General features: G+C 39.6%; 18 protein-coding genes and 1 pseudogene. 17 read left to right on the top strand and 2 right to left on the bottom strand.

The features are described 5' to 3' along the window. Nucleotides 1–198: 198 nt before the first annotated feature. From AS180_RS24085 to AS180_RS18230, 6 genes and pseudogenes are all read left to right on the top strand, one after another. On the top strand, nucleotides 199–897 hold the full coding sequence (locus AS180_RS24085) for an acyltransferase family protein (protein ID WP_374700001.1): 699 nt from the start codon (nucleotides 199–201) through the stop codon (nucleotides 895–897). Between the two features lie 238 nt (nucleotides 898–1,135). Continuing rightward, nucleotides 1,136–1,900: a tyrosine-protein phosphatase gene (locus tag AS180_RS18250; protein ID WP_062687267.1), complete on the top strand. Its 765-nt coding sequence runs from the start codon at nucleotides 1,136–1,138 to the stop codon at nucleotides 1,898–1,900. 399 nt (nucleotides 1,901–2,299) lie between these two features. After that, nucleotides 2,300–3,631: pseudogene (locus AS180_RS18245) on the top strand (asparagine synthase-related protein); the annotation flags it as partial. Between the two features lie 146 nt (nucleotides 3,632–3,777). After that, the gene (locus AS180_RS18240) at nucleotides 3,778–4,821 is read left to right on the top strand and encodes a YARHG domain-containing protein (RefSeq protein WP_062687266.1); all 1,044 of its coding nucleotides are present in this window, start codon (nucleotides 3,778–3,780) and stop codon (nucleotides 4,819–4,821) included. Further along, entirely contained in the window at nucleotides 4,821–5,630 is an 810-nt protein-coding gene (locus AS180_RS18235; protein ID WP_062687265.1) for an N-acetylmuramoyl-L-alanine amidase family protein, read from the top strand. Before AS180_RS18240 ends, AS180_RS18235 begins: the two co-directional genes overlap by 1 nt. 216 nt (nucleotides 5,631–5,846) lie before the next feature. Continuing rightward, nucleotides 5,847–6,614, top strand: a complete 768-nt coding sequence (locus AS180_RS18230) for a tyrosine-protein phosphatase (RefSeq protein WP_025909584.1) — start codon at nucleotides 5,847–5,849, stop codon at nucleotides 6,612–6,614. A 266-nt stretch (nucleotides 6,615–6,880) separates the two neighbouring features. On the opposite strand, the gene AS180_RS18225 is transcribed toward AS180_RS18230, so the two are convergent. Both AS180_RS18225 and AS180_RS18220 read right to left on the bottom strand, forming a co-directional pair. Then, on the bottom strand, nucleotides 6,881–7,735 hold the full coding sequence (locus tag AS180_RS18225) for an SDR family oxidoreductase (RefSeq protein ID WP_062687264.1): 855 nt from the start codon (nucleotides 7,733–7,735) through the stop codon (nucleotides 6,881–6,883). Between the two features lie 96 nt (nucleotides 7,736–7,831). Continuing rightward, nucleotides 7,832–8,254 carry an Rrf2 family transcriptional regulator gene (locus tag AS180_RS18220; protein ID WP_061784864.1) on the bottom strand — a complete coding sequence of 141 codons (423 nt, stop codon included), beginning with the start codon at nucleotides 8,252–8,254 and terminating at the stop codon, nucleotides 7,832–7,834. A gap of 219 nt (nucleotides 8,255–8,473) precedes the next feature. Between AS180_RS18220 and AS180_RS18215 the strand changes: the two genes are divergently transcribed. The 11 genes from AS180_RS18215 to AS180_RS18165 all read left to right on the top strand — a co-directional run bounded on the left by AS180_RS18215 (nucleotide 8,474) and on the right by AS180_RS18165 (nucleotide 17,782). After that, nucleotides 8,474–8,899, top strand: coding sequence for a hypothetical protein (locus AS180_RS18215; RefSeq protein WP_062687263.1), 426 nt, complete (start codon nucleotides 8,474–8,476; stop codon nucleotides 8,897–8,899). A gap of 2 nt (nucleotides 8,900–8,901) precedes the next feature. Beyond that, nucleotides 8,902–9,165, top strand: coding sequence for a DUF5344 family protein (locus AS180_RS18210; protein WP_061784862.1), 264 nt, complete (start codon nucleotides 8,902–8,904; stop codon nucleotides 9,163–9,165). Nucleotides 9,166–9,220: 55 nt separating this feature from the next. Further along, nucleotides 9,221–11,398, top strand: a complete 2,178-nt coding sequence (locus tag AS180_RS21855; protein WP_082636408.1) for a T7SS effector LXG polymorphic toxin — start codon at nucleotides 9,221–9,223, stop codon at nucleotides 11,396–11,398. Between the two features lie 17 nt (nucleotides 11,399–11,415). Next, nucleotides 11,416–12,147 (top strand): PoNi-like cognate immunity protein, encoded by a 732-nt coding sequence (locus AS180_RS18200; RefSeq protein WP_025910112.1) that lies wholly within the window; start codon nucleotides 11,416–11,418, stop codon nucleotides 12,145–12,147. A 193-nt stretch (nucleotides 12,148–12,340) separates the two neighbouring features. Continuing rightward, nucleotides 12,341–13,342, top strand: a complete 1,002-nt coding sequence (locus tag AS180_RS23660) for a hypothetical protein (protein ID WP_226372994.1) — start codon at nucleotides 12,341–12,343, stop codon at nucleotides 13,340–13,342. A gap of 2 nt (nucleotides 13,343–13,344) precedes the next feature. Beyond that, the gene (locus AS180_RS18190; RefSeq protein WP_062687262.1) at nucleotides 13,345–13,809 is read left to right on the top strand and encodes a hypothetical protein; all 465 of its coding nucleotides are present in this window, start codon (nucleotides 13,345–13,347) and stop codon (nucleotides 13,807–13,809) included. A 684-nt stretch (nucleotides 13,810–14,493) separates the two neighbouring features. Further along, nucleotides 14,494–15,270, top strand: coding sequence for a recombinase family protein (locus AS180_RS18185; protein WP_062687261.1), 777 nt, complete (start codon nucleotides 14,494–14,496; stop codon nucleotides 15,268–15,270). Between the two features lie 157 nt (nucleotides 15,271–15,427). Further along, nucleotides 15,428–16,657, top strand: a complete 1,230-nt coding sequence (locus AS180_RS18180; protein ID WP_062687260.1) for an IS110 family RNA-guided transposase — start codon at nucleotides 15,428–15,430, stop codon at nucleotides 16,655–16,657. A 103-nt stretch (nucleotides 16,658–16,760) separates the two neighbouring features. Beyond that, complete coding sequence (locus AS180_RS18175) at nucleotides 16,761–17,033, top strand: colicin E3/pyocin S6 family cytotoxin (protein ID WP_062687259.1); 273 nt, start codon at nucleotides 16,761–16,763, stop codon at nucleotides 17,031–17,033. 15 nt (nucleotides 17,034–17,048) lie between these two features. Next, complete coding sequence (locus AS180_RS18170) at nucleotides 17,049–17,363, top strand: hypothetical protein (RefSeq protein WP_062687258.1); 315 nt, start codon at nucleotides 17,049–17,051, stop codon at nucleotides 17,361–17,363. A gap of 227 nt (nucleotides 17,364–17,590) precedes the next feature. Further along, nucleotides 17,591–17,782, top strand: coding sequence for a hypothetical protein (locus tag AS180_RS18165; RefSeq protein WP_025910450.1), 192 nt, complete (start codon nucleotides 17,591–17,593; stop codon nucleotides 17,780–17,782). Nucleotides 17,783–17,821 lie beyond the last annotated feature (39 nt).

Below are 17,821 nucleotides of genomic sequence, written 5' to 3'. Positions count from 1 at the left end.
TGGAAACCAGCCCATATCTGGCTTCGAAAGATTGAAGGGAAAGCCATCCCTTAATAAGCAAATTGTTGTTGTCGCACAAGTCTAATTGTAAAAAAAACCCAAATGGATGGAGCCACCTTTGAATAGGTATTTACCTTTTTGGCTCTAAACAAGGAGGATAATCAGACTGAAAATTGCGACAATATTTATGCGACGCTAGTGATATTTCAATTCTATTTTTTACATATTATATTAAATCGATATTTGAACAAATGGTCACCTAAAGTGGTTATTGTCAGTTCATTTATCATAAATGTAGTTTATTTGAGTATCTTTAATTTTATAAAATCTCCTGATACTGTATACGCTCAATATATATGGCAAAAAGGATATTGGATCCCTTTTGTTGGTTGGCTATTTTATTTTACAGTAGCTTATTATTGTGGAAAACATTATAGTGAAGTACTAAAGTTTTTAAATCGTCATCGTCTGTTTGTAATAATTATGCCAGTTATTACTTTCATGCTTGTATTAGTTGTTAGTAAAGTTCTAGTGACAGTGCCATGGTCCTCTAAAAGAATTGATATGATCTTATATAGTCTCAGTGTAATCTTTTTTATTATTTATGTTACTTCGAAATTAAAGACTTTACCATCCATAGTGATGTTTATTAGTAGCTATTCATTTAGCATTTACTTACTTCACAAAGCTTTCTTGGCACTGATTAAAGTTATGCATCCTCCTGAATGGATTGGCATGTATGTATATATAATCTCTGCTTTTATTTTAAGCTTATTGTTATCTATCATTGTTTCATACTTCTTGAATCGTCTATCTATCGGAAAGTATTTAGTAGGAGCGATAAAGATTTATAAGCCAAAAGCTAATTATAAGCTTGAAGAGAAAAAAGTATCATAAAAAAGAAGCATCATGTTTAGCCAAATATGATGCTTTTTTACTTTGTAATCTAATTATATCGTTAGGTATATGAAAAAATTAAGGCCTTTCGAGTCCTTTTTAGCACATTTCGCGTATTAATCCATCTTTTTTACTACCAAAAAAACACATATGTCGATGCGTGTCGGATACTATGTGTGAAAATACCTATTAAGTAGATTATAATAATATAGATAATGCATTAGTAAGGAGTAGACATATGATAGACGTTTATACAAACATTCTACCTCAATTTGGCAGCGGGCCAAAAGATGAGCGTGAGTTTTTACAAATGGCGCAAAAGTTAGTAGATCAAGGCGTAAAGACCGTCATAGCAACTCCGTACTTTAACGGTAGTATGCAGGGGACACATAAACATCAAATTCTTACATCTGTAGAAGAAGCAAATAGAAAGCTACAATCATTCTATTTACCTCTTACGATTCTTCCTGGTCAACGCATTTTAGCAACAGCGCACCTTTTACGCTCCAGTTCTCAAGAATATTTGACGCTAAGTGACAAAGGAAAATATCTCTTTGTTCATATGCCTTTTGATAAGGGTGGAGAAGACTTTGAAACCATTGCCTACGAGCTGCAGCTAAAAGAGCTTGTGCCGGTAATCAGCGAGCCTGAGTGCTCTCAGTTCATTTTAAAGTATCCACAAAAGCTTTATCAGCTGGTGAAAAATGGTGCGATTGTACAAGTATCCGCTCAAAGCTTAACTGGAAAAAATGGACGCAAAGCGAAGAAAGCTGCACTTCAGTTTTTAGAGCATGGCTGTGTTCACTTAGTGGCAACGGGAGCAGATGCTAAAAGCTACGAGAAAAGTTCACTTCAAGGTGCATACGAAGTTGTAAAAAAAGAATTTGGAAACGCAAAAGAGTTTATGCTTAGAGAAAATGCAGAAGCCATTGCAAATGGAGATGTGGTCTATGGCGAACGACCTGAGCGAATGAAAACACAGAAATTTCTAGGTGTGTTCTAAAAGAGTGAGGTATATACCCAAACTGGTTTGTTATATGGGACTACTTGGCTCCATGTGTTCTCAATAGCGAACTAGCCATAAAAGCATTGGTCGAATTATGACTAATGCTTTTTTACATTTGTTTCTATTGTTTTAAAACCGTAACCTTCATCATATCATTTACTTTTCCCCACACCTAAACAGGTAATAAATACATATATCTTCTCTTTTTCGATTCGTATTATCTAGTATAAAAGTATTGTTTTTGGCAGTTAATCCTGAAAAGCCAAGTTACGACTAGTCATAATAGGAATAAATTTGCTATTATGTATTTAATTAAGAACAAAGAAGCGGTTAAATGTAAATATAAGTTCTCAATTAAGAACAAGACCTATATCTTATGTCGTGAGAGGAGAAAGAATGAGTGCCATAGCTGGAATTTATCATAGGAACGATGATCCGGTATCCCAAGAGAATATGATGAGTCTCCTGGAGTGCTTATCACAATATCAGGCAGATAACACAAGATCATGGAAAAAAGACAAGGTGGCGCTCATCAGTCATACACAATGGATTACACCGGAGTCCGTGGGTGAACAGCTGCCTTATTATGACTATGAAAAGCAGCTCGCCATTACGGCAGATGCGATTATTGATAATCGCGAAGAGCTGTTTCGCAAGCTACATATTCATGATACAGAGAGTGCGATAACGGATAGTGAATTAATTTTACTGGCGTATGAGAAGTGGGAAGAAGAAGTGCCAAAATTTCTAGTCGGTGATTTCGCTTTTGTCATTTGGGATGAGCGAAAGCAGAAGATGTTTGCTGCCAGAGATTTTTCTGGTAACCGAACTCTTTATTTCTATAAAGATGACAGAACATTCTCATTTTGTACAGCTATAAATCCGCTATTTTCTCTACCATATGTAAAAAAAGAGATAAGTGAAGAATGGCTTGCCGAGTTTTTAGCCATCCCCATTACGTTTGAATCGACGGATGCATCGTCAACGGTTTACAAAGCCATTCAACAAGTGCCTCCGTCTCATTCCATTACAGTGGGTGATAATACGTTTCAGCTTAAGAGGTACTGCACGCTCAATAGGCAAGAGACATTGCGCTTAAAGTCGAATGAAGAGTATGAAGCAGCTTTTTACGAAGTGTTTCAACAAGCTGTGAATTCCAAACTACGAACGCGAAAAAAAGTTGGCGCTCATTTGATCGGAGGGTTAGATTCGGGTTCAGTAGCAAGCTTTGCTTCCCGAACTCTTTCTAAAGAAAATAAAAAATTACATACGTTTAGCTACGTGCCAATAGATGGCTTTCAGGATTGGTCACCTAAAAGCAGAGTAGCCAATGAAAAACCTCTTATTCAATCGACGGTTCAGTACGTAGGGAACATAGAAGATAACTACTTCAACTTTGAAGAAAAAAGTCCGTTTTCTGAGATTGATGAATGGCTCGATATAGTAGAGACGCCGTACAAATTCTATGAAAATAGCTTTTGGCTAAAAGGAATTTATGAGCAAGCTGCCAAGCAAGGAATGGGCGTCTTGCTAAATGGTCAAAGAGGAAACTGGACGGTATCGTGGGGGCCGGCTCTCGACTATCAAGCAAAGCTGTTAAAGCGTGCCAACCTAGGTAGCCTTCTGCGTGAAGTCCATTTATACAGTCGACAGTTAGGCGTCAACAAATCGCGCGTTTTCCCTGTTGTAGCAAAGAAGGCGTTCCCGAAAGTGCATTCGCTGCTCTTTTTGTTTTTATAAAAATGGCTACTTAATGATGTTAGTGAAATGCATTTCAACTCTTCTGCATACATATAAACGGTGACAATATACCCGTTGTGCAGTGAGTGGGAGACACACCTTGAAAATTATGTATGAGTAAAGGGGAATGAGGCATGGGATCGTTTTGTAGAGAATGTGGGAAGCAGCTGCCGGAAAATGCGGTCGCTTGTCCAAGTTGTGGAACGATGGTAGATGGAACTCGTCAAAGAAATCAAGAAGGAACTCGAGAGTCAAAATCAACGAACTCTTGGCTAAAGATATGGGTTGTGGTGGCAACTCTACTTGTGCTTGGAGGAGCTGGTTACTTTGTCTATGATTACGTAACGAGCCAACAGAATTCCAATGAAACTACGCCCGTAACTAAACCGGAAGCTGAAACGCCGGAAGTAAAAGAAGTAGCTGAAGATGAAGAAGAACCTAAAGCACCCACTGCTCCGAAGCCGACGAATATTGTAAATGACTACAAAAAGAAGCTTGCGAACGTTTCCGTAAAGGGGAGCAGCGGAGCGTTTTCTATTGATAGCTGGGAGATTGAACATGATAAAGTGAACGGCACGCTTTATATAAGCGCAGATCGTCTTGGAACGCCCGTAGCGAACCGCTTCTTTACCCTTTACGATAAAGGAGAGATGAGTGCACTAAAGGCGTGGGGAAAAGACGTCTATCGCGTGAGCAACGAGCTGGCAACGCGTGTGAATGCGTCTCTGTACATTAGCGTAGGCACAGAGTGTTTAGGCGTATATCCGTATTCGATGAATTCTTCGGTGCTTGTCGATTATTCGGGTTCGTGTGGGTATTCGATTCCTGTTTTAATAGGCGAGTCAAAGGATAACTTAGTTTTGTTTGATGAAGAGTATGTGTACTATGATGATTCTAGTTCGTCGGCGCCTCCTGTGAGCTATTCGGAATATGTTATTACCGATAGTGACCGTCGCGAGCTGTCGGTGTCTGAGGTAGCTGGTCTTAGTAAGCATGAGTTATATATTGCGCGAAACGAAATCTATGCGCGCTACGGATACGTGTTTGAAACGGACTACTTGCAAAACTACTTTAATGCGAAGTCCTGGTACTATCCCGCTTCCTCAAACAATATTAAGCTCAGTAAAACCGAAGAGTATAACGTTGCTCTTTTAAAGAAAGAAGAGGGACGGAGGTAATGAAAGGTTGGTATTCACTACTGCTTGTTGTGCTTGTCTGTCTGGCCTGGGCGTTCATGCTTGGAGTGGATAGAGAAAGCAATAATGAGCTTGTTGAAGAAAGCTATGAAGGAATTCCAGTCAAGGAGTTAAAAACTAAAGAACTGCCTGTCGTAGATAAAAAAGAAGAAGCGCAGCAGCCAACCAAAAAGTCGTTTATTGTTTATTTAGACCCCGGTCATCAAGCGCGAGCGAATACAATACATGAGCGCGTGTCACCCTATTCAAACGAAACGAAAATGAAGGTAACGGGCGGGACAACAGGGGTCGTGACAAGAAAACCTGAATATGTGCTCAATTTAGAAGCGGCTTTTTTGCTTGAAGAGCTTCTAACAGAAAAAGGGTTTGAAGTGTATTTGACGCGCTCAGCTCATGATGTAGACATCAGCAACAAAGAGCGAGCGGAGATGGCGAATGAAAAGAAAGCAGACCTTGTCATTCGGCTTCACGCAGACGGAGCCGAGAATCCAAACGTCAGCGGCTTTGGGGTTCTCGTTCCGAGCAAGAAACAAGCAATCTCCAAACAAAGTGAAAGCGCAGCAACTCTCATTGTAAGTGAAGTAAAAAAGCAAAGTGGTATGAAAGTAAACGGCATTCGCTATCGAAGTGACTTAACGGGCTTTAACTGGTCTACGGTGCCGGTTGTACTTCTTGAAATGGGGTATATGACAAACCCAACTGAAGATCAAAAGCTGTCTAATCCGGCTTACTTAGAAGGGATGCTTCAAGCCGTCACAACCGGAGTGGAAAAATACGCAGCGTTACAATAGGAATAAAAAGAATGGCTCCTCGCCATTCTTTTTATTTAGGTCCATTTTCTTAAGTATCAATTCATAAGCGAATTTGGTGGATTTTGTTAGGGCTTTTCGTATTTCTTGTAATTGTTCGCATAATCGTTGGATAAGTTGTCGAGCGAATTTCATAGAGAAGTGACGTGAAACATCGTATGATAAAGATAGACAATTTGTGGAGGAGGGCATTGTTCAATGATTGATCTTCAAACCTTTATTTTGCCAAACATTGATAATGGACCAAGAGATGTGCAGACGTTTACGAATATGGCGCGTTCGCTTGTGAAAAAAGGCGTTCATTCCGTCGTCGCAACTCCGCTGTTTTGGGAAGAGTCCGACGTGACGCGCCATGAGCTTATTTTGTATGCGAGCGCCGCCAACGATTGGCTAGAAGAAGCCCTTATTCCGCTTCGCGTTTTGCCGGGGCAGCTCGTACCCGCCTCGCCTCAGCTACTTAAAAACTATGAAAAACAAAAGCTTCTTACACTGAACCATACGGACAAATATCTATTAATGTCTCTACCTTATCATACGCTACCAACGAATCTCGATAGCGTACTCTACGACCTGCAGCTTCAAGGAATCGTACCAATCTTACAAGCGCCTGAACGTCACCCAGTCTTTCAACAGCACCCAGATAAACTATACGATCTTGTAAAAAAAGGATTTGTAACTCAGCTTAGCGCTGGAAGTATCCTAGGGCTCAACGGAAAGCAAGCGCGCAAATCTGCTTCAACCTTTATCAAGCACCGACTCGCTCACGTCATCGCATCAGGCGTAGACGAGCGCACGTATTGGGACTATTCTCTTTCAAAAGCTTATGACGTCATTTCCGACCAGTACGGAACGGGCCAGCTCTATACGTTTATGGAAAATGCAGAAGCAGTCATTGAAGGAATGGCTCTTGAGATGGAAGAGCCGGAAGCGGTGAAGAGAGGGAAAATTTTTAAGCTTTGGGCATAGAAAAAAAGAGAGTGACGTTTGAAAATGGAAAGTAAGTGATTATATGTCTTTAGTAAAAGAACAGCATCTTTTCTTTATAATGCTACGACAATCATCATTGTGTTGTGGTCAATAAAATCCTTTGTTGTACAAAAAAGAATAGATGAATACAGACACTTTAATCCTGTTCATCTATTCTTTTTTTGGTTTATCAATTGTATATCATTTTATTTTAATGATAAATACGTTTGTAATAAAAGGTATGTGTTCTCTTTTTGTTGTGCCTATTAATTCATCAATGCCTGAACAAACACATCAAGCGGCTGTGCTTTGCGACCGAGCAGTTTTTCTAAGTCAGTGCTTTCTACATCGAGAGAGCCTTGACGAATTGGCTCTTGCATCTCAACAAGCATGTCAACGACAAAGCCTGGTAACCCAGCTCCGCTTAGCGCTTCCTTAAACCCAGCATCGTCTACGTTTACGACTTCCACGTCTTTTTGAAGCACGTTGCTTGCGATAGCGGCAAGTTCTTTTTGAGTGCGCGGCGTGCCTGCTAGTTCATATACGGTGTTTTCGTGACCCTCTCCAGCTAAAACAGCAGCTGCTGCCTGAGCATAGTCGCTTCGTAACGCCCAGCTGATTTTTGCATCACCTGTTGGATTTAGCCAAGGTGCTCCGTGAAGTACGCCTTGAACCGTACCCGCTTCATTTTCCACGTACCAGTTGTTGCGAAGAAGAGAATAGGCAATGCCTGATTCCTTAATGGCTTTTTCCGTTGCGCGATGCACTTCTGCAAGAGAAAGAGTGCTTTCGTCTGCTTTTGCCAGGCTTGTGTAAGCGATGAACGAAACGCCCGCTTGCTTTGCAGCTTCAACGGCAGCTTGATGTTGACGAATGCGCGTTTTATTATCTCCGTCTGTTGATACAAGCAGTAAACCATCAATGCCAGCGAACGCTTCAGCAAGCGTTTCGGGTTGATCAAAATCACCGTGACGCACGTCAACTCCTTGTGCTTTTAGGTGCGCTGCCTTTTCAGGGTTTCGCACGCTCACCGCTAGGTTTTCTGCGGGTACCGTTTGTAAAAGAGTTTCAACTACAATTGAACCGAATTGTCCTGTTGCTCCTGTAACTAACATTTTCATCTGTTCATTCCTCCACTTTATTTAGTGTATATAACCACACTGGTTATAACTCAAATGGTTACAACTAGTGTTTTAAAAAAAGCTCATAAAAGAGCTTTAGTTACCATGTGCTTTTTCAATCATCATTCCAATGGTCGTTTCATTCAATCGTTTTTCCATGGCAGCCTGAGCTTCTTTTAGCTCCGCAGAAAGAGAGTCTTCAATCGTTCTTCCCACTGGGCATAAGATGTTTGGCTTTTCATGAATATTAAACAACTGTCCATCTTCAACCACATCAACTGCTTTGTAAACATCGAGTAGGGTAATTTCTGACGGTTCTTTCAAAAGCGACGCTCCGCCAACACCTGCCCGTACGTCAATTAAGCCAGCTTTTTTCAACATGCTCATAATTCTTCGAACGACGACAGGGTTTGTATTTACGCTTCCTGCAATAAAGTCGCCCGTGCATTCACTGGGTGCGACCGCAATTAGAGTTAATGTATGAACGGCCATGGAGAATCGGCTGCTAATTTGTTTCATTGCTTATCACCACCGTTGTAACCATTATAGTTACAATGTATTTTATTTGTCAATAAAAAAGTTCAAAGAAAAAAATGGAATATGTATAGGTCTTTTATCTAAAAATTTCCATTTAACTCACAGATATTAGTAGAAAAAGAGAAGTTCTTCCTATTTAGAACCAATATTCGTTATTTTATACTATAAAATATGGAAAAATACTGTGCGGAGGTGCGATCAGTGGATTACGCAAAGATTATTGCTGGGCTATCAAGTACGATTTCTCATCAAGCAACGGAAGTAAATGAAAAAATTCGGTTGTTGGAGTCCGCCAAGCAGCAAGTGACGTCAGAGAGAACGCTCTCCATGAACGATATGAGCTTAGTAACCAATCCAGAGCTTGGAGAAGGATGGAAAGGAAAGCGGTCGACTTCATTTGATGAACAGCGTGAAAGTGCGAAAGAAGAGCTGAAGCGAATTTTACAAGATGAATATGAAGACTACTTATCGGATATTGATTCGGCAATTCTGAAGCTTGAAAGTCAGCAGCTTCTATTAAACGGACTGAGCTTCGTGGCAACAGAAGCGAGTTCGCTTGTACATAAAGGAGAAGAAGCAGCGGAGGATCTGCACCGAAAGATTAGTCATATCAGAGGGAGGCTGTAAGCATGGGAAAAACGATTAAATTAAACTATGAATCGGTTATGAATGAGCTAAACGCGTTAAAGGCAGCGAAAGATAACATCGTCGTAAAGGAAATGAAAAGCGTTGGAGACAATCGTTTAGAAATCACGGAGATGATGAAGAATCAAGAGATGGAAATCCAGCAGCTCATGACGAACTATGTTCAGCTTTTGACTAAGCAAATAGCGGATACGGAAAGCAACCTCAAACAGCTGAAAGCGCAGGATGAGATGATGGCGCGCAGATAAGGCGTAGGATGAAAGATAGGTAGAAAACGTATATAATAGAGAGGAGCTTTTTGGAGTGCAAAACGCTGTATATGATGCGAGCGCGCTGCTAGAGACAGCAAAAGAGCGCATCAGTTCATATAACGAAATGGAAAAGCAATTACTAGTATTACAAAAAGCGTTTAAGCGAATCGCCGCTTTAGATGAGGATCTTCAAGGAAAAGGCGCAGACAATATTAAAGCTTTTTATCAAAGCCACGCAGACATTGCTAATCAGTGGCTGAACTTAATTGAAACAAACCGAGCTTTTTTTGAAACCATTGAAGCAAAAATGGGAACTTCAGAGCTTGAAGGAAGTACGTTTGTAGCGGAAGCGTTTCTAGACCAAAATGTTCATCAAGGAAACACGCAAGCTAAAGAAATGATTATCCAGCAGCAAAACGCTCTGCAGGATATTTTTAATACAATCGACCATATCTTACCGCTCAACGTCTTTTCAAGTGCTAAGTACAATCAGTACCTAGAAGAAGCGGAACAAGAGCGAAAGGATACGCTCCAAGCCGTGAATCAGCTAGACGCGGATCTCGTTCAAGAATACAAAGGGCTGTCATTCTTCTATAATATGGTCACCCAAAACATTCAAGCCGTCACAAGTTCCACAAGTCAAGCAGGGAACGCGACGCCTCTTTACTTTGACCTTGATGCCTATAAAGCAAGCCCAGTGTATGGCATGCAGGGGGAAGCCAACAGCCGCGCCGTTTCGTATGTGGAAGCCAAAGAAGCCGAGCGAAAAGCCTACGAAAATCAAAAGAACATTCAAGCGCAAGAAAGCTTCACGCTTGAAGTATGCGAAAACCCACATGCCAAGAAGAAAGAAGAAAAAGGATTTTGGGGTGCGGCTTGGGGAAGCGTCACAAGTGGGGTCGAACATGCATGGGATAAGACAATGGATGGCTTTCACGCAGGCGTTGACAAAGTCACCCACGGAACAGAAGCTGCTTGGACCGCGACAAAAACGGGCTGGAACACCGGCGTACAAGCTGTTTCAGACGGCGTAAAGGAACTGAAGCACACAGCTCACGAAACGTGGGCAGATGTCCAATCCCAAGCAGCAGCCGGTCTCGCAAAAGCGAAAGTGAGCACAAAGCTTGCCATCGAAGTGTCCAAAGAAAGCTGGAAAGTCAGCATTGAAAACATCAAGCAAGGAACAAAAACCGCGCTAGACGTCACAAAACGAAGCTGGGATGGCGTCGCTGGCGGAGCGACAGATGCCGTTGTCGATACGTGGAATGACCTCGTACATATGGTCCAGCATCCAGTCGAAACAGCAGAAAGCATCGGTGAAGGAGTCAAAGCCGTTTGGGATGATCCAAAAGGCGTAGCTAACACCATCGGTAACGAAATTAAAGACTCTTGGAATGAACAGGTTATAAACGGCGATACAAAAAGCAGAGGTCACTACTTTTCCTACCTAACCGCTAACGTTGCCATGAGCATAGTCGGCACAAAGGGAGCGGACAAGCTCGCAAAAACGACGAAGCTTGAACAACTCAGCGGTGCCGCCACGAAGAAACTCAATGAAGGTGCCGCAGCCATTCATGTGCGTACGCAGTCAGCTCTGCAGAACTTGGGACTGGATAACCGTTTAGCGTATCCAGGTGTTGGATCTGTGAAGGGGAATGGCGGATATCAGTTTATTGAGCGTGTGGATGGTGGTAATGGGGTTGGGACGAAGGTTAGGGATGAGAGTGGTAAGGGTGAAGTAGACAATAAAGCTGAAGAAATGATTCAAACAGTTGAAGAAGCTAGACTACAACAACGAACGGTCATAGAATCAGTAGAAAATGGAGAAGTCATCTTAAAAACTACAAAGCACAAAGGAAATTATGGTGAAATTAAGATGGATGATTTTTTTGAAAGTCAAACCTATACAAGAATTAGTGATGATCGCGTCTTAACATTGGATCAAAAAATTGTTAAAGGGGTAGATGGTGTATATGAAAATGCATCTCCACCACCTAAGTATGTCATAGCAGAGGCTAAGTATAATACGTCCAGGTTGGGGAAAACAAACGATGGAAAGCAGATGAGTGAAGATTGGATTTTTGGAAGTGAAAGGTTAGATAGCACTTTATCAAAGGAAAAAGCAGACAAAATTGTGACGGAAATGTTGCTCAATCCAGAAAATGTTCAAAGGATTGTTATACAGGTTATGCCTGATGGGACGGTAGTGAAAAAAATTTTGGAAGAATAAAAGGGAGGAGAGAGATTATGCTGCGGGATAAAATTAAAACTAGTATATATTTTGAAGAATTCATTGATTATGAGGAAAGACGAATAGAAAAATTTTCATTATTAATTAAAAAGGTCATTGAAGAAAAGGGAAAAGATGATAAAGGTTTAAAGAATGGATACATAGCGTTGCAAGGTTATTACTTTAATAAATTAAGGGCTATGTACTCTGCGGGTTTCCCTGCTCAAAACATTCGTGAGTTTTTACCTGAAGTAATAGGTGTCATGGAAAAAGTATGGAATAAAGAAAGTGGATATATACGTATGTTATGGATGACATCTATAGCAGTTATGCTAAATATTGAAGATGAAGAATTTAATAGGCTGGTAACAATGATAAGGAAAGAAGGATTAAATGATTATTTGATTAATTATTTTATTGCTTTTAGAAATGGTGAGGTCTCAGATTTTTATGAGCAAAGTAAATTTTATGTAAAAAATCCATATGTAAAATTAAAAAAGGTGATTGAAGGTAGTAAAATTTCAAAAGAGATTTCTATAGAAAGATTGGAAGAATATATAAAGAAATATTGGTATCGTGGGCATTCGGATGAAGCATGGTACGATGCACATAAAAATAAACATGGTATTTATAGCGGTTATTGGAGCTTTGAAAGTGGAGCAATCGCAAAGATTTTAAAATTAGATGATTCAGCTTTAAAAGATACTCCATACTACCCTTATGATATGGTGCATGATCAAGAAGAATAATAGTAAGAATCAACAGTGATAAATGCTTATACTGTGGATTCTTTGTGTCTATCATTTTTAACTGGATTAGTACATAAATAGCATTAGCTAAGTGGAGTCATAGAAAATGTAACGTGAGTCCTGATGGGAAAATAAAGATTTTTTAACACTAGCAGTAAAGTATCTGAAACCTTTGATAAACTAAGAAACAAAATTGGTTTTTTACGTCACAAAACGAAGCTGGGATGGCGTCGCTGGCGGAGCGACAGATGCCGTTGTCGATACGTGGAATGATCTCGTACATATGGTAGAAGACCCAAAAGGAACGTTACAAAGCATTGGAGAAGGAGCACAAGCCGTTTGGGATGATCCAAAAGGCGTAGCTAAAACCATCGGTAACGAAATGAAAGACTCTTGGAACGAACAGGTTATAAATGGCGATGCAAAAAGCAGAGGCCACTACTTTTCCTACCTAACCGCTAACGTTGCCATAAGCATAGTCGGCACAAAAGGAGCGGACAAGCTCGCAAAAACGACGAAGCTTGAACAACTCAGCGGTGCCGCCACGAAGAAACTGAATGAAGGTGCCGCAGCCATTCATGTGCATACGCAGTCAGCTCTGCAGAATTTGGGTCTAAATAAGCTGGATAATCGTTTAGCGTATCCAGGTGTTGGATCTGTGAAGGGGAATGGCGGGTATCAGTTTATTGAGCGTGTGGATGGTGGTAATGGGGTTGGGACGAAGGTTAGGGATGAGAGTGGTAAGGGTACGGATGATGTTACACCTAAAAAGAAATCTGTACCAGACTGGCTTAAAGAGCGTTGGGAAGCAGGTAATAATTTTAATAAGGAAAATCGTCCTCGTTACCCTTATAATGAGGTAGAGTTGGAAGCAAAAGAAGTAGGGGGCAAAAAGTACGTAGTTGACTCATATGCACCCAACAAGGAAATAGTATCGAGAAAATTCACTCAACTTAGTGAAGTGCAAGAAAAGACAGCTAAGAGTTACTTAAATGAAATCACAAAAAAATATTCTTCGGGTTCTAAAATATCAAATGGTACTTTTAATCCTAACGCTCTCAAAGGAGGGCGACTTAAAGGTGAATTAATATTAGAAATACCTGTTCAAAATAAACCAATTCCGCAAACAATTCTTGATGAGGCAACAAAAAACAGGATTATTATTAGGGATATTAAGGGGAAGGTGTATAATTGACTATGAAAATTTATTATTGTGACGAATGGTCGGACATCAAAAAGAAGCCTTGGAACATACTTGATGACCGTACTGCATACACATACCATCAAAAACAAGAACCATATACGGCGGTATTATTAGAGGATGAGAAACCTAAATATATTGTAAATGTTACAAATGAATGGGTTTCGGTGGGGTTTTATGATGACCTGATTCGTAAATATTTAAATTATGATTTTGAAGTTATGAGTGATGGTAAGATTTTTTTAAGAACAGCCATGTATTGGGAATATGATGATGAAACTGACACGGAAGTAAGTAGCTTGATTTTGGGCTTCCGAGAAGATGGCTATATAGCAATGGAAAAGAGAGATTTAAAGACCGGTTCAGTCGAGGAGCGCGAAACTAGCGATACCCTTGAAAGAAACTGGGATGTATTTCCTGAATTTGGTCATTACAATCATTTGTGCAAAGAGGAAAGGTAACGTGTTTAGAGCACTCTAGTGCCTAAACTAGTTATACGAAAGGGTTTTACGTATAGGCACATAAAGCAAGTGAACTAAAATACAATTAAAATATTTGAGTTGGACAAAAAGAGCAATGATACGTTTGAAAATAGAGACTCCATGAAGGTACTGCCATCATGGAGTTTTATTTTATATAGGAATAATAAGAAAAGTACTAGAATTGGGTGATTTGACATTTTACATGGTGTGGTATGATACTGCAAAACCCACAAACTAAAGACAATGACAATGCTCGTAATGCTAAAGGTTGTAACGATACGGATACATAAAGATAGTGAATAATAAAAAGTGAAGATTTATGAGTGGGACAATAAGAATGTGATTTGTTTGAGAATCGAAAGCTCATGATGGTTGTACCGTCATGGAGTATCGTTTTAATACTTGGATAGTAAGAAAAGTACGATACATAGGCGAGATGACATTTTACATGGCAGCGGTAGTTATGACATGGATTGGCTAATAAACTAACGAGAATGACAAAGCTCGTGGCGATAAACAATGGATAACGTGAAAGGGCGTTCTATTACTGCTTTGGATTAAAAAATTTGGGTTGTGTTTTTACAAGAGACGGTTGTATAATACTCGCTATTCGTTTAAAAAGCGTTACATAAATTTTAATTTTCGTAACGGGAGGGTGAAAGGTTGAACGTTGTTGGGTATATACGAGTCTCCACTCAAGGGCAAGCGAGAGATGGATATAGCTTGAAATATCAAGAAGAGGAAATTAAAGCATATTGTAAGGAACAAGGCTTAAACTTGATTCATATTTTTAGAGACGAAGGAATTAGTGGCGCAAAACTAAATGAAGAAGCATTAGAAATTGACAGGGTGGGCTTACAGGAAATGTTGGCTCACCTTTCGTCTGTCCAAATTGATAATGTGGTGGTGCTCAATACAAGCCGATTATGGCGGTCAGATATTGTAAAGGTGCTAATACAACGAGAGTTGAAGAAATATGGCTGTGATATTAAGAGTATTGAACAACCATTTTACAGCATTCACAAAAAAGACCCAAACGACTTTTTGGTCAATGGATTAATGGAGTTATTAGACCAATACCAACGACTTGAAATAGCCCTAAAACTAACAAAAGGGAGAAATAAAAAGGCAAAGGAAGGCGGATATGCAGGGGGAAGGGTAACATTTGGCTATATGAAACAAAAAGGTGAAAAGGAACTAAAGATACATAACAATCATGCAGAAGTAGTGAAACGGTTGTTTGAGCTTAAACAGATACATAGAAAATGGTCACTGTCTAGGTTGGCAGAAGCATTAAATGATGAAGGTTATCGAACAACTCAAGGGAAAGCATTTACGAAAGTACAAGTGAAACGTATTTTAGACCGAGAAAGTTTTTATCAAGGGATCTATACATACGGACAAATACAAGCAAATGGGAAACATGAAGCAATAATTTAAAAGGTTACTTAAAAAAGGGACTCATTTTCTTATAAATTCTTCTGTAAGGTTGAAAATGGATAGGCTTTCGTACCAATGCGCACCGATAGGTGAACGCTCGAACTAAGGTTGCCGGCATTTTCATTCAATCATTGACAACTGAATAGGAGGATGAACGATGCATGAAAAGCAGAAACATATTTATGTGGGTGTAGACTTGCATAAGCAACACCATGTGGCAGTGATTATTAATTGTTGGCAGGAGAAGTTGGATGAAATAAAGCTTGAAAATAAACCATCTGCCTTCTCAACTTTTTTACTGGATATTGATAAACTTATAGATGATGGATTGACGCCTGTATTTGACTTAGAAGATGTTGGAGGCTATGGGCGATCGTTAGCACAGTTTTTAACTGACCATGGACAGGTTGTAAAAGAAGTAAACCCAGCACTTTCATACTCTGAACGAAAAAGCCATATGACCACACAAAAAAGTGACAGTTGGGATGCGGAATGTGTAGCTAGAATATTGGTGAACAAACTAGACCAATTACCAGATGCTAAACCACATGATTTATATTGGTCCATACAACAATTGGTCACTAGAAGAAATGCGTTGGTGAAAGCTCAAGGTGCTTTAAAGAACCAACTGCACATTCAATTGAGCCACCACTATCCAAGCTATAAGAAGTTTTTCTCAGAAATAGATGGAAAAACGGCATTGGCATTTTGGAAACGATATCCGTCACCATCTTGTTTAGAGAGTATAACCTTACAAGAATTGACCACTTTTTTATTAGAAGCCAGTAACAATACATGTTCCGTGAAAAAGGCTAATGACATATTAAAGCTAGTAAAAGAAGATGGACGCACTGCAAAAGAACATCAAGAAACACGCGACTTTCTAGTAAGAAGCATCGTTCGAGACATTACGTTTAAAAAGAAGGAAATGAACTATGTAGAAGGCGAATTAAAACAGTTAATGAGTTTACTAGACTTTCAACTAAACTCCATGCCAGGAATTGACCTTGTGACAGCTTCGGCATTAATTGCAGAGATAGGTGATGTAAGACGCTTTCCTAATGCCAACAAATTAGCACGATTTGCGGGTATTGCGCCAGTTTACTTTGGCTCCGGTGGGAAAGGTAAGGAACAAAAAAGCAAACAGGGAAATCGGGCGCTGCATGCGTTATTTTATAATCTCTCAGTACAGCAAGTTCAAGTAGCAAAGGGAAGTAAATTGCCACGAAATCCAGTGTTCCACGCTTATTACCAACGTAAGCTGAAAGAAGGCAAAACAAAGGGACAAGCATTGGTGTGCATTATGAGAAGGCTTGTGAACATTGTTTATGGCATGATGAAACATAAAACAGCCTACGAATTGCCGATAGAGCAAGAAAAGAAGTAATTTAATAGTATGGTAAATGGCTGACTTTTTTATTTTAGCTTTTAAGATTACAACATAGGGTACGGGTAATACTGCTAAAGATTTTGAAAAATCGATAGTCAAGTTGCCACCAGCCGAGCGTGTTGCAACTGTTAGGTCAAAAGCACAGGAAGTTGCTAAAAATGCTGGATTAGTAAAAGATTCGAAATTAAGTAAGATTAATGGTAGAGATGTATATAAGGACCCTAAAACAGGAGATTTATATTCGGTAGACACACAGCATGGTAGGTTTGAAAAAACAAATAGTAAAGGAAAACATCAAGGGGAGGTTGATTTTGATTTTATGCCTACTAAACCTGCCGATGCTTCTGGTGGTCATAATTTAAAGGTTAAATAGAAAGGATGTAGTGGCATGCTTAAGAGTGATTGGATACCTGTAAGGGAAATTTCAGACGATACTCAAATTTGGAGTGGAACTATAGTTAGGGTTTTTGGAATAAATAATTGTGAAGAAGAGTTCTATGATTATATAGTGTCATTTATATATGATAATACTGATTACTTACAATTAACCTGTCTTTCACGAGGAGAAGGTGGAAATATCATTTGTGTATTACAAACAGAACCAAGTTCCAATTATTCACTAGGGAGAGAATTAAAAAGAATGATGGATGATGGTACAGACTCTGTGTTTGTAAATTTTACTCCTGAGTGTATTGTAAAGTAACATCCATTAATTCATTGGTGATAGTGATAAAAACTGAATCAGCAGTTTGAAAGAAAATAAAGAGAGCCTTTAAAGCAGGGCAAAGGAAATTATTAAACCTTGATTGGCTGATAAGCTAGCCTTTCAAGGTTTTTCATTGGCAAATGGTAAGCCCGTAATCAAACAACGCATATAAAACATCAGGCACCTCCGGTACGATAAATGTATCAATCAAAGGAGGTGCCATTATGTCTACAAACAAATTAACCATTGTTCCCGTCAAACTCGATCCTATTCCAGTTGAAATTTCTTCGAATCATTCTCTCCAATACACTGCTGAGCCAAGTTGTGTAATTAAAACCGCTGTGGCTGAAATTTCCTTCTTCAATGGCGTAGATGAGCGCATTATCCAAACCATTATGAAGGAGCTGAAGGGATGAAACAGGATTTTACGAGCGTGCAAAACATCTACATCATCT

It is taken from the genome of Priestia veravalensis (assembly GCF_001457055.1).
GTDB lineage: Bacteria > Bacillota > Bacilli > Bacillales > Bacillaceae_H > Priestia > Priestia flexa.
This window is presented reverse-complemented; position numbering and strand designations above follow the sequence as displayed.